The organism is Paenibacillus sp. SEL1 (assembly GCF_054602535.1).
Window position 1 is genome coordinate 1,900,015 of record NZ_CM137723.1, and the last position, 13,477, is coordinate 1,913,491.

The window sequence follows — 13,477 nt, forward strand, 5'->3', positions numbered from 1 at the left end:
AGCTATATTTTTGCTGGTTTTGTGTTGACTTTAAGTATACTCCAAGTAGTACATTTAAAGCATGGTGGCCGCCAAATTCAAGAATAATGAAAAGAGGAATCGCTCATGATCATTGGAAAAACAGCTCTTATTACTGGGGCCAACAAAGGCATCGGGTATGAAACAGCCAGACAATTGGGGGGGATGGGTCTTACAATCCTGATTGGCTCACGGAATGAGCAGAGCGGCCGGGAAGCGGTGGCTAAGTTGGCTAATGAGGGAGTAGAAGCCCGATTGATTTTGTTAGACGTGACGAATCAAAGTACGATTGATTCCGCAGTCCAACAGATCAAACAAGAATTCGGTTCCCTTGATGTACTCATCAACAATGCCGGCATATCTTTAGGAGGAGCCACTCCTCCAAGTCAGTTCTCTTTGGACGATTTAAGAGAAACGTATGAAACAAACTTTTTCGGTTTGGTCGCGGTGACGCAAGCCATGCTACCTTTATTGCAAGAATCTCCATGCGGTAGAATCGTTAACTTGTCGAGTGGTCTTGGTTCGTTAACCTATAATAGCGATCCTGAGCATGAGCATGCCCAATTTAATTTGGTTGCCTACAATAGCAGCAAAGCAGCGGTTAATATGTTCACCGTCACCCTTGCCAAAGAATTCAAAGACTCACCTCTCAAAATCAATTCGGCTGACCCTGGTTTTACCGCCACTGACTTAAATGGCTTTACAGGAACGGGTTCGGTACAGCAAGCCGCTGCTGTCGTTGTTCGTTTAGCCACTTTAAATGATGGAGGGCCGACAGGAGGATTTTTCGACGCCAACGGAGAAGTACCTTGGTAACTGCTACTAAGGAGCTGAATACTTTGCAAGAAATTCCGGAGACGATAACCTCTATTAGCCAAGCCGCAGAACTAACAGGTTTAACAGAAGATACCATACGCTATTATGAGCGAATTGGCTTGCTGCCTTATGCAGAACGAAAGGCTAACGGACACAGGTTCTACAGTAGAGATCAGATTCTGGGGATTATCTTTTTAACCCGATTAAAAGCCACTGGAATGACTATAGAGGAAATGAAGCATTATCGAGAACTTTCGGAGCAAGGTAACATTACCCTTCCTGACAGATACTCCTTACTTGAAAAACATAATCAGAAGATTCAACAAGAAATTTCCAGACTGATGGAAACTCAAAAAATTATTGAATATAAGCTCAATCACTATCGTGACCTCTCTACCAATCCTGATCTTAGCGATACGAATTGCAACCCTATAACACCCAGCACCAATCCCCTTTTTTAAGGGGTTTTTTTATTTCCAGCGGGAGATTGATGGAGCTCCCTTAATTCCCTATAATCCAAATATAGCATGAATTTCTAGGGGGAATAACGATGATCACCTATATGAGATGCAACGACGTCAGCATGGAACACATTTTCCAAGCATTTTCGCTTGGGTTCTCGGATTATTCCATTCGCCTGACCACGGATCAGGACGATTTCGCAGCACGTTTTTTTGGTCCAGAGGGTAATACACGGAATCACTCTTTCCTTGCCATGGATGAGGATCAACCGATCGGCTTAATTCTCGGCGGTGTCCGGCAGTTCGACGGGTACAAGACCATGCGTTGCGGCACGCTATGCATCGCTCCGGCTTACCGCGGTCAGGGGATTAGCAACAAGTTGCTGGAATTACATAAACAAACAGCCATCTCCGCGGGTTGCCAGCAGCTATGGCTCGAAGTCATCAAGGATAATCATCGGGCCGTCAAATTATATGAAAAGCAAGGCTATCAGCCACGCTATACGCTGAAATACTACAACGGCACTCTGCCCTCCGCGCCACCCGCTGCCCTCTCATCTTCGTATATTTTTAAGGAAGTTACATTTGATGACATCGCAGCTTTTCGAAAGACCCTTATCGACTGCCACATCCATTGGCAAAGTGACACACCTTATTACGCCACCAGTACACAGGAAGCTTTTCTCGGCATCTACGAAGTAAATCAAACGTGCCTCGGCATGGTGAGCATGAGTGCTAAGGGTAAAATCAACTTTCTTTGGGTCGATCCTAAGCATCGCAACCAAGGATTAGGATGCGCCCTCCTTCATAGAGCAGCAGAGATCCAAAAGATTGAGAAGGTGAACATCTGTCTGTCTGACAATGACTCTCTTGAAGGCTTTATCCAAAAAATAGGTCTCTTGAAAGACCCCATTGAGCAATATGAAATGGGTATGCCGCTGAAGGTCGATCATGTTGTACAATGATCAACCTTCTTCCTATCCATGCTCCCCTGCTTGATTCACCTACATCTATCATTTCTGAGAACGATTGATATACACTGATTTGAGCAATGCGCACATATAAAGATCATCATATTTTCCTAACGTAAATTCATATTGGGAGAGGAGCCCTTCTTGCCGAAAGCCTGCTTTTTCAAGCAACCGCAAGGATTGTGCATTCTCTGGCTCTACTAGCGCCTGAATGCGGTTCAATGAGAGGGTGTTAAACCCATAGTCGATTACAGCTGCAAGTACCTCCGACATTAGCCCTTGGCCCCAATAGACTCTGGACAATTCATAGCCCATTTCTGCCCGGTGATGACGTTGATCCCAGTTATGAAATCCGCAAGAACCGATGATTTTACCTTCATTTGTTTGAATAGCCCAGCGGATTCCCTGATCTGTCTCAAAAATCTGATCATACCAACTAATCTCATCCAGCGCATCCTGTTCAGACTCAAACGGGATAAGTCCATAAAACTTCATAACCTGCTCATCTGAAAAGTATTCCAACATGTCCTTGCTGTCCGTCGCTACCATTTTTCGTAATATGAGACGTTCAGTCGTTATAACCGGAAACTCACCTTTCACATTCTCACCTCTTGCTGCCTTATTCGCTTTTGCCAGTTCTTCTTGCATACCCATGCCTCCTGAGTTCAATAATCGCTTATCGTTACTTTCTTCTTCCAAACATATCACACAATCCGCAGGAAACTTCAAGACAGACGTACATTCGGCATGGTCAAAATTATGGGGTAGATCCAAATAGGATGGCGGCGTTATCAAAAACATACGGGAATTCTACTCTGTTTAGACGGTGGGGAGCAACAGTTTTTGATTGCATATTTTTTGTAATCGGGTATATTTGTTTTTTTATTTCTGTCATTCAAATAACGGACAGATGGTTTTTGCCTTTAGCGATTGCAACCCGTTGTATTCTGCTTATTGCTTTCTTCAGCTATTATTTGCTTTTGGAAGGTTACACAGGCTATACGCTGGGTAAGTTCGTTTTTCGTATTCAGGTGGTTAACGGGGAAGGAAAGCCTCCTGGTTTTCTTAAATCACTCATTCGTACGCTGCTCAGGCTAATCGACACCAATCCGTTGCTAATGGGTGGGATACCTGCTGGTATCAGTGTGTTAGTAACTGCATCAAGACAACGAATTGGAGATTTAGCTGCAGGTACATATGTTGTAAAGGTACGGGATTTAGAGCCGATTAGCAAAAAGACAATGAAACGTTCGCTCTTTATATTTTTTACCGCAATGGTGATCTTGGGAGCCTCGTTTGTAAATGCTATTTTTATACTTGCAGACAGTTACGTACCTCCTGAAGTTCTGGTGAGCAAGAAAGAGCAAAGCTATGTAAGTAAAGATGGACGATTTCAAATCACGGCCCCGCTGGACTGGTCAACAGACCCGGACCGTGAAGGAAAGGCAGAGATTGCAATATTCAATCCGTACATCCAAAAATCCGTTGTGGTACTATCCCACTCAAAAAAGCAATTGGGCAATATAACTCTCCAACAGTATGGTAAGAAAGCTGAAAATAACTTAACCAAAGAGTGCAACCTGTCCAGTGTAGGACCTGTCTCTAACACAACCATTTATGGATATCCTGCCCTTGAGTTCGTGATTAAAGGCAAGAAAGATGTGGACAAATATGTTACCCATGTAGCGATTATTGAGACCGAAAGGTATTACTACCAGGTGCTTGGATATGCACCAGCGTCTAAAGATGCCCGTTTAAAGAAAGAACTACACGACATAACCTATAGCTTCCGCGAGGTTCGTCATTAGACAGCGTGGCTGGCAATAAAAAGGATAGACACAAAAAGCAGGTGCTCCTATGAGCCCTGTTTTTTTGCGTACAACTATACTCTTCCTTAGATTACACTCAATACAAAAATATATAACATCGTCTAATGGATTATCATAATACGCTGCAATTTCACATCTATGATAAAATTGACTGACATGTTCGGTAATCCGCCTTATCATATTGTTCAGATGCACAATGAATTGAAAACCCTTTCACTAAGGTGGTACATTAAAATACGCTATATCACTATAGATAAAGGAGGAATCCGGATTTGTTTCAGCTCTCCGAAAAACAAGCCCAAGACATCGTAGACAAAATGATGAAGGATATTCCATACAATATCAATATTATGAATGAACGAGGCATCATCATTGGCAGCGGCGAGAGTGAACGAATCGGAACCATTCACCAAGGAGCTGTTCAGGCGCTCGAAACTGGGAAAATGGTTGAAGTGTGGCAGGACGGCCACTATGAGAAAAAGGGAACCAATGAACCGATTGTCATTCATCATGAGTTAGTTGGTGTCATTGGTATTTCAGGCAATCCCGATGAAGTGCGTCCTTTTTGCAATATTGTTAAAACTACGGTGTCTCTCCTGATTGAACAGCGGATCTCATTGGAGCATCTGGCCCATGAAGCCAATCGCAAAAAATCTGTGCTGGAAATGTTGTTAAATCATCAGGGAGCCTACACACAAAAAACAAAAAAAGAAGCAGCTCAATATCACATTGATTTACTTCTAAAAACTTCGGCTGTATATGTAAAGTATCTGCCTGCTGATCCAGCTCATTTAGCCGAGTTGTCCAATATATTCATGCAGCATCCGTCCTTTCGTATGGAGGAAGACTGCTATCTCATTCTGATACAAAATCAGGAGCCGACAGACAAACTGCTAGAGCCACTTGTGCGTAGCCATCCCGATGTGCTGATTACGGTCAGCAGACAGGAGCACAACATTGCGGATGTTTATATGCAAGCCAAGTCAGCTATGAATGTTTTACTGGCTTTGCGCCCGCCTGTGCAAAAAATTTCTTTTGCGGAAGTCGAGTTTCTGGTCAAATTGAGTCAAACGAACCTGACGAACACGATCTATCTGGTTAGCAAGCTGGAAGATACTGTGGATTTGCTGGATACGCTGCGAAGCTTTATTAACCATAACGGCAGTGTCTCCTTTACCGCAGATGAATTAAATATTCACCGAAATACGCTGCAATACCGCCTGAAGCGCATCCATACCTTAACCGGTAAAGATCCCCGGAACCTCCTTCAGCTTTTTGAGCTTACGCATGGCTTATTGGCACTGTATCAATGAACTGCTGTATTCACGCCAGACCATGCACCAGTAACACCATATTTTCGCTCGCCGTCTCCCAAATTTCTCAGTCAATCCAGCTTTGGCTAAGTTCGGGATTACAGGCGAGCGCTCGTATTATATCGTATTTGTATGATGCCGTTTTATGTTTATAACCCACTTCTCCATCTGTTCAGTTCTCGCTGAACTGAAGTACTCTTGCGATATTCTCGCACGTACGCTCTACGTTTTGCGGCCCTTCGGCCAGCAGCTTACCGAGCTCCGAGGCTCCCGGCACGATGCCAAACACCGCATCGATCCCTTCCTTGTACAACGTGTCGATCCCGTCCCCAATATAACCTGCGACCGCAATGACCTTTTTACCAGACTGTTTTGCCGCCTGAGCTACTCCATAAGGAGTTTTACCGAATTTGGTCTGAAAATCAATACCGCCTTCCCCCGTCAAAACGATATCGGCAGTGGCGAGCTTTTGTTTTAAACCGGTGTATTCAATCACAATTTCAATGCCTTTTTGCAGCGTCGCCTGAGTGAAAATCAATAAGCCCGCACCCAATCCACCTGCTGCGCCTGCGCCTGGGAGATCGCGCACATCCTTGCCCAGCTGCTGTTTCACCACATCGGCGTAATGAGCAAGATTGGCATCCAATTGCTGCACCATCTCCAGGGTTGCCCCTTTTTGTGGCCCGAATACTTGAGATGCCCCATGCTCTCCGCACAGCGGATTTGTCACATCACAGGCTACAATCAATTGTACCTGCTGCAAGCGGTCATCCAGTGATGAAATATCAACACTGGCCAGCTCGCCCAGACTACCGCCGCCGCGCGGAAGAGTATTGCTTGTTGCATCCAGAAATCTGGCGCCCAGCGCTTCCGCCATTCCTGTACCGCCATCATTCGTCGCGCTTCCACCAATGCCGATGATAATTTTTCGAATTCCCTGGTTCAGACATTCACGGATTAACTCCCCTGTGCCGTAGGTTGTTGTCTTTAGCGGGTTTTTGTTATCCTTGTTGACCAGATGGATTCCACTAGCAGATGCCATCTCGATTGCCGCCGTGGTGCCGTCTCCCAGCAAGCCGTATGCAGCAGTTACAGGTTCTCCAAGCGGTCCTGTCACCTCGATATAACGAATCTGCCCGCCTGTCGCATCCACCAGTGACTGCACCGTTCCTTCACCGCCGTCCGCCATCGGTACGTGGACATAATTCGCCGCCGGATAGACCTTGCGCAGTCCTTTCTCCATCGCGATACACACTTCTTTAGCCGTCATGCTTTCTTTAAAAGAATCTGGTGCCAGCACAAATGTTTTCTCTCTCATCTTCTCACCCCATCGTGAATATTAAAGTAAAAATCCATACATAATTGTCGCTACAATTGCCATCGTTCCACCCACAATAGCTTCGTAAGGAATCAATCCCATCCGTTGTTTAATGCTCATTTTCATGCTGTCTGCCGTGACGTGAAAATAGTTGCCCTGCGGCAAGGAATCAATGACTGTAGCTCCTGTATGCACCATCACAGCTGCAGCGAGCGGGGCCGTTCCCATGTTCAGAATGGCTTCCCCAAACGAGCCTGTCGCCAAAATAACGCCCGTCGAGGTGGACGCCGTAGCAGCTGCCATCAGAATACCTGCAAGCGGTGCCAAAAATGTACCGGAAACTCCTGAAGCTTCAATCAGACCAACCACCTGAGCAGACAAGTTGGAGGCAGAGATCAGGCCCGCAATCCCGCCTGCACCGATCAAAATCAGCACGGTCGCCGTCATTTTATTCAAACCGGAGGCCGAATACTTCAGGATATTGCGCCCTTGTCCCATGGCCAGCATACCTACAATCCCAGCGATCGGCAAAATGTACATCGCATCCACCTTGAAATTCGAAAGTGCTTCAATACCAGAGATGGAACCAATCGGGTTAATCATCAGCAAAATAACAGCTACCAGCGGGGCTACAATCGCCCGTCCCAACGCCGGGTATTTCGATGTATCGACATCACTGTCCATGATATCCTGGTCAGACACCTTCACACCTTTGGTTTTCAACATAGATGCCACCAAAACAGTCATGATTAAACCGCATATCGCAGGAACCACACCCGCCAACATCACGTGGCTTAAATCCAGATTAAATCCGCGCGCCGCTGCAATCGTATTAGGATTGGGAGAGATGATGTTCCCCGCTTTTCCGCCTCCAGACAAAGCCAACAGGAGCGCCAGCTTGGAAATCCCCATTTTGTTACCGACCGACAATGCAATAGGTGCCACAATCAACACGGCAACGGGAATAAATACACCTACCGCCGTAATAATCATCGTCGCCAAGGCTAGTGCGAGTATCGCTTTACTGCCGCCGAACTTCTTTACAATAGCCTGCGCAATCGTCTCCGCCGCCCCAGATTCCATCATTACGCCTGCCAATACACCTGCGGCAAGCACACGAATGACCGTCCCCATCACACTTTGCGTACCGCTTATTAACACGCTGATCGTCTGTTCCAAATTGGCTCCGCCCAATAAAGCGCCTACAATAGCTCCCAAAAATAAAGCGTAAACCGGATTCAGCTTTCTTAATATCAGAATAATTGCAATAGCCAGCCCTGCCAGAGCTCCTATCCAACTGATCGTCAATCCTTCCATCTGTCTAACCCCCCGGGCAATTTTTGATTACGCTTTCATTATATCGATTGCCGCACGTTAAAAATATTGAAGAACAGACGAAATTGATTGTGCATTTGAACAAAAAATCCGAACAGGATCTATGTCTTGATATGAAAATTTCATTCTATGTGTCGGAGTGTCACAAAACAAATTCAATGAATACGCTTGCAAATTTAAAATTTCAGATTATAATACCTGTATACAAGTATACTTGATTAATTGAGAAGGTGAAATGATGGTCGAATCAGAATTCCTATATCCCTCCAAATGGCTTTTAAAAGCCTCAGCTGGTGATCGCGTAACATCCGAGCTTAGAATGCGCATTATTTCTGGCGGAATTGAAAGCGGTACCATATTATCTGAAAATAAACTAGCTGCTGATTTCACTGTAAGTCGCTCACCCATTCGTGAAGCGTTAAAAATACTGGCATCCGAAAATATCATTCGATTAGAAAGAATGGGAGCCGTTGTTATTGGCCTATCAGAAAAAGAAATAGAAGAAATTTATGATGTCCGTCTGCTCATAGAATCCTTCGTATTTGAACGTCTTGTAAAGATGGACACTAATGATTTGGCGAAGGAACTTAGTAAAATACTCGAAATGATGAAAGTCGCCGTCAAATATAGTGATGCTGATGAGTTTTCGTATCAAGATGTCTTGTTCCATGAAACGATTATTCGTGCAGTCAACCATTCACATATTCTGATGATTTGGAATAATTTAAAGCCTGTTATGGAAAGTCTCATTCTTTTGTCGATGCGTATGCGTTTCACTGAAAAGTATGAAGATTTTACAAGGATTATAAACAATCACGAACTTTATATTGAAGCAATCAAAGTAAAAGATAGAGACCTCATGATCAAGTCTTTACATGAAAACTTTGATGATGTTCAAGGTAAAGTAGAAGACCTATGGATGTCACAACAAATGCTATCTAAAGGAGTCGTGCAACAAAATGACTAACTATATGTTGGGTATAGATATCGGAACCACAAGTACGAAAGCCGTTCTATTTAGCGAAAAAGGCGAAGTCATCCAACAAGAGAATATTGGATACCCGCTTTATACACCGGATATAGCGACAGCTGAACAAAACCCAGAAGAGATTTTTCAGGCTGTCCTGCAAGCCACTTCGAATATCATGAAACATCACTCACAAAAAAAGCTATCGTTTGTTTCATTTAGCAGTGCCATGCATAGTGTCATTGCCATGGATGAAAATGACCGCCCACTGACGTCTTGTATCACTTGGGCAGATAATCGAAGTGAAGCATGGGCACATAAAATAAAAGATGAGCTGAATGGCCATGAAGTCTATAAACGAACAGGAACACCTATTCACCCCATGTCACCCTTAACGAAAATAGCCTGGATTGTGAATGACCTTCCTGAAACCGCTGTCAAGGTTAAAAAGTATATCGGAATTAAAGAATATATTTTTAAAAAGTTCTTTGATCAATATGTAGTGGATTATTCCCTAGCTTCTGCCATGGGCATGATGAATCTAGAAAAATTAGATTGGGATGAAGAAGCATTAAAAATTGCTGGTATAACCCCTTCTCAATTATCTGAGCTCGTGCCAACAACCAGGATATTTACCAACTGTGATTCAGATTTAGCAAAAAAGATGGGGATCGATCCACAAACATCGTTTGTCATTGGAGCTAGCGATGGAGTCCTTTCTAATCTAGGTGTAAATGCGATACGAAAAGGTGAAGTTGCCGTTACAATCGGGACAAGCGGAGCTATTCGAACCATTATAGACAAGCCTCAAACAGACGAAAAGGGAAGAATATTCTGTTATGCCTTAACAGAAAAGCACTGGGTTATTGGGGGGCCGGTGAACAATGGCGGGATGGTCCTTCGCTGGATCCGTGACGAACTTGCCTCATCAGAAGTAGAAACAGCGAAAAGACTAGGAATTGATCCATATGATGTACTAACCAAGATTGCTGAACGTGTAAGACCAGGATCTGACGGATTGTTATTCCATCCATACCTGGCTGGTGAACGTGCGCCATTATGGAACCCAGACGTACGTGGCTCATTCTTCGGTTTAACGATGTCACATAAGAAAGAACATATGATTCGCGCAGCCCTAGAAGGAGTCATTTACAATTTGTACACCGTATTTTTAGCATTAACCGAATGTATGGACGGTCCTGTGACCCGAATTCAAGCTACTGGAGGCTTCGCAAGATCAGATGTTTGGCGGCAAATGATGTCTGACATATTCTCATCTGAAGTCGTCGTTCCAGAAAGCTACGAAAGTTCTTGTCTAGGAGCTTGTATTTTAGGCTTGTATGCCACCGGACAAATCCAGTCCTTTGAAGTCGTTTCTGAAATGATTGGCAGTACCAACAAACATACACCAAAAGAAGAAGCGACCAAGGAATATAGGAAATTACTGCCGATTTTCATTAACCTATCCAGAGTATTAGAAGATGATTATACACGGATTTCCAATTATCAAAGAAGCTTAATTAAACACTAAAAAGATAAAAAGCAGGGGGTAATTACAATGCCATTAGTTATCGTAGCGATTGGAATTTTAGCATTATTAGTTTTAATAATGGGCTTCAAATTGAATACCTTTATTTCATTAATCATTGTATCGTTCGGCGTCGCTTTAGCACTTGGAATGCCATTAGAGGAAATTGTCAAAACCATCGAAGCCGGATTAGGCGGAACCCTTGGTCACTTAGCGTTAATCTTTGGACTTGGAGCGATGTTAGGTAAGTTGATCGCTGATTCTGGTGGTGCTCAACGAATTGCCATGACCCTCGTAGACAAATTTGGTGAAAAAAATATCCAATGGGCAGTCGTAGCTGCTTCATTCATTATCGGTGTGGCGTTATTTTTTGAAGTAGGATTAGTATTGTTAATTCCAATCATATTTGCCATCTCAAAAGAATTAAAGGTTTCTATTTTATATCTCGGGATTCCGATGGTTGCAGCTTTATCCGTAACACATGGTTTCTTACCTCCACATCCAGGACCAACAGTTATTGCTGGTGAATATGGCGCGAACCTTGGTGAGGTTTTACTTTACGGTTTCATTATTGCCATTCCAACCGTTATTTTAGCTGGACCTGTATTTACTAAGCTTGCCAAAAAACTCGTACCTGCATCATTTACGAAAACCGGTAATATCGCCTCTTTAGGTGAACAAAAAGTATTTAAATCCGAGGAAACTCCGGGATTTGGTATCAGTGTATTTACTGCAATGCTTCCTGTTATTTTAATGTCTATTGCTACGGTTATTACTTTGCTTCAAAAAACAATGGGATTTGAAGATAGCAGTTTACTAGCAGCGATCCGTTTTATTGGTGATGCATCAACTTCCATGTTAATTTCCTTACTGGTAGCTGTCTACACCATGGGAATAGCACGAAAAATTCCAATCAAAAATGTAATGGCATCTTGTACAACGGCTATTACTCATATTGGGATGATGCTCTTAATCATTGGGGGTGGCGGAGCCTTCAAACAAGTACTGATTAATGGCGGCGTAGGTGACTATGTAGCTGAATTATTCAATGGAACTACATTATCACCCATCTTACTTGCCTGGATTATCGCTGCAATATTACGAATCTCCTTAGGTTCTGCAACTGTTGCAGCTTTAACAACCGCTGGTTTAGTTATTCCGATGTTAGGACAATCCGACGTTAATCTTGCTTTAGTTGTGCTTGCAACGGGAGCGGGTAGTTTAATAGCTTCACATGTTAACGATGCTGGTTTCTGGATGTTTAAAGAATATTTTGGTTTAAGCATGAAAGAAACATTTGCAACATGGACATTACTTGAGACCATCATTTCTGTAGCTGGATTAGGATTTATTTTAGTACTAAGTTTATTCGTATAAATCATGATTCCCGGGCGGTAGATCCCCACTTATTTTTCTTAGAATCTTCTAAGCCTATAAGTGAGGATCTACGGCCTATTCATTTCAAATAAAAGGAGCAGAAAAAATGTCCAACACAATTGGTGTCATTGGTTTAGGGGTAATGGGCCGTAATATCGCTTTAAATATGGCTGGTAAGGGTGAGCAAGTCGCTGTCTATAATTATACGAGGGATTTAACGGATGATCTTGTTAAAAAAAGTGAAGGTCACTCCATCCATCCCTACTACGAAATTCAAAATTTTGTTTACTCCTTAAAAACTCCAAGGAAAATCTTCCTTATGGTAACAGCGGGCAAACCGGTCGATTCGGTAATAGGTACATTAGTACCCTTCCTTGAAGCAGGCGATGTGATCATGGACGGTGGTAACTCCCATTACAAAGATACGGAACGTAGATATGATGAATTGAAGTCAAAAGGAATCGGTTATTTAGGAATCGGTATTTCCGGCGGCGAAGTTGGGGCTTTAAATGGACCTTCGATCATGCCTGGTGGAGATAAAAACGTATATGAAAAAGCAGCTTCTATTCTAACAAAAATAGCGGCCCACGTGGACGGAGACCCTTGTTGTGTTTATATGGGTCCAAAAGGTTCCGGTCACTTTGTAAAAATGGTACATAACGGAATCGAGTACGCAGATATGCAATTAATCGCAGAAACCTATACATTTTTAAGAAAAAGGTTACGTTTATCTGTGAATGAAATTGCTGATATCTTTGAAATATGGAATCAAGGGGAACTGAAAAGTTATTTAATCCAAATCACCGCAGAGATTTTACGGAAAAAGGATGATGTAACAGGCTTACCACTAATCGATGTGATTCTTGATAAAACAGGGCAAAAGGGCACAGGTAAATGGACAAGCATTCAAGCAATTGACAATGGGATCCCATCATCCATTATTACAGAGTCATTGTTTGCCCGTTACATCTCCTCTTTAAAAGAAGAACGAGTTTATGCAGAAAATATTCTAACAGGACCAGGGATTGATCAGCGAAGTTTAGATAAAGATGTGTGGATTGAGTACATTAGACAAGCTTTTTATATGGGTAAGATTTGTGCCTACGCGCAAGGATTTATACAATATAAAATGACTTCTGAACTTTACGGATGGAATTTACCTTTAAAGGATATAGCCCTTATTTTCCGTGGTGGTTGCATCATTCGTGCTGAATTCTTAAACGTAATAAGCGAAACATATCAAGAACAGCCGAATTTGGCTAATCTGTTAATCGCCCCGTATTTTGCTGAAAAAGTTAAAGAGTATCAAAAAGGATTACGAAAAGTTGTCTGTGAGGGTATTAATTCTGGCACTTCGTTTCCATGTTTAAGTGCTTCACTTACTTATTATGATAGTTACCGGACAGGCATTTCGAATGCTAACCTTTTGCAAGCACAAAGGGATTATTTTGGTGCCCATACTTATGAACGAAGTGATGCAGCAGGGTCCTTTCACACAAACTGGCAGTGATCGATAGTGATAGTAAATCTCCAGTGTCTATACT

The 13,477-nt window shown here is 43.0% G+C and carries 12 protein-coding genes; 9 read left to right on the plus strand and 3 right to left on the minus strand.

Annotated elements, in window-relative coordinates; genetic code table 11:
* Positions 1-105 precede the first annotated feature (105 nt).
* From ACYCSE_RS08745 to ACYCSE_RS08755, 3 genes are all read left to right on the plus strand, one after another.
* A complete protein-coding gene (locus ACYCSE_RS08745) occupies positions 106-834 on the plus strand; it encodes an SDR family oxidoreductase (RefSeq protein ID WP_459702046.1) in 729 nt (242 codons plus the stop codon).
* A gap of 23 nt (positions 835-857) precedes the next feature.
* Positions 858-1,295, plus strand: coding sequence for a MerR family transcriptional regulator (locus ACYCSE_RS08750; RefSeq protein WP_254349820.1), 438 nt, complete (start codon positions 858-860; stop codon positions 1,293-1,295).
* Positions 1,296-1,384: 89 nt separating this feature from the next.
* Positions 1,385-2,260 carry a GNAT family N-acetyltransferase gene (locus ACYCSE_RS08755; protein WP_459702047.1) on the plus strand — a complete coding sequence of 292 codons (876 nt, stop codon included), beginning with the start codon at positions 1,385-1,387 and terminating at the stop codon, positions 2,258-2,260.
* A 48-nt stretch (positions 2,261-2,308) separates the two neighbouring features.
* Here ACYCSE_RS08755 and ACYCSE_RS08760 read toward each other — a convergent pair whose 3' ends face one another.
* On the minus strand, positions 2,309-2,866 hold the full coding sequence (locus ACYCSE_RS08760) for a GNAT family N-acetyltransferase (RefSeq protein ID WP_459702495.1): 558 nt from the start codon (positions 2,864-2,866) through the stop codon (positions 2,309-2,311).
* Between the two features lie 179 nt (positions 2,867-3,045).
* Between ACYCSE_RS08760 and ACYCSE_RS08765 the strand changes: the two genes are divergently transcribed.
* Positions 3,046-4,074, plus strand: a complete 1,029-nt coding sequence (locus ACYCSE_RS08765; protein ID WP_459702048.1) for an RDD family protein — start codon at positions 3,046-3,048, stop codon at positions 4,072-4,074.
* 293 nt (positions 4,075-4,367) lie between these two features.
* Positions 4,368-5,408 (plus strand): CdaR family transcriptional regulator, encoded by a 1,041-nt coding sequence (locus ACYCSE_RS08770; protein WP_459702049.1) that lies wholly within the window; start codon positions 4,368-4,370, stop codon positions 5,406-5,408.
* Between the two features lie 172 nt (positions 5,409-5,580).
* Here ACYCSE_RS08770 and ACYCSE_RS08775 read toward each other — a convergent pair whose 3' ends face one another.
* Positions 5,581-6,726 carry a glycerate kinase family protein gene (locus ACYCSE_RS08775; RefSeq protein ID WP_459702050.1) on the minus strand — a complete coding sequence of 382 codons (1,146 nt, stop codon included), beginning with the start codon at positions 6,724-6,726 and terminating at the stop codon, positions 5,581-5,583.
* Between the two features lie 21 nt (positions 6,727-6,747).
* Positions 6,748-8,043 carry a GntP family permease gene (locus tag ACYCSE_RS08780; protein WP_028540931.1) on the minus strand — a complete coding sequence of 432 codons (1,296 nt, stop codon included), beginning with the start codon at positions 8,041-8,043 and terminating at the stop codon, positions 6,748-6,750.
* A 253-nt stretch (positions 8,044-8,296) separates the two neighbouring features.
* On the opposite strand from ACYCSE_RS08780, the gene ACYCSE_RS08785 reads away from it, so the two are divergent.
* The 4 genes from ACYCSE_RS08785 to gnd all read left to right on the plus strand — a co-directional run bounded on the left by ACYCSE_RS08785 (position 8,297) and on the right by gnd (position 13,443).
* On the plus strand, positions 8,297-9,028 hold the full coding sequence (locus ACYCSE_RS08785) for a GntR family transcriptional regulator (RefSeq protein WP_053326458.1): 732 nt from the start codon (positions 8,297-8,299) through the stop codon (positions 9,026-9,028).
* A complete protein-coding gene (gene gntK, locus ACYCSE_RS08790) occupies positions 9,021-10,559 on the plus strand; it encodes a gluconokinase (RefSeq protein ID WP_459702051.1) in 1,539 nt (512 codons plus the stop codon). The genes ACYCSE_RS08785 and gntK overlap by 8 nt, the downstream gene beginning before the upstream one ends.
* A gap of 27 nt (positions 10,560-10,586) precedes the next feature.
* A complete protein-coding gene (locus tag ACYCSE_RS08795) occupies positions 10,587-11,933 on the plus strand; it encodes a GntP family permease (protein WP_023991059.1) in 1,347 nt (448 codons plus the stop codon).
* Positions 11,934-12,039: 106 nt separating this feature from the next.
* Positions 12,040-13,443, plus strand: coding sequence for a decarboxylating NADP(+)-dependent phosphogluconate dehydrogenase (gene gnd, locus ACYCSE_RS08800; RefSeq protein ID WP_069290721.1), 1,404 nt, complete (start codon positions 12,040-12,042; stop codon positions 13,441-13,443).
* Positions 13,444-13,477: the final 34 nt, after the last annotated feature.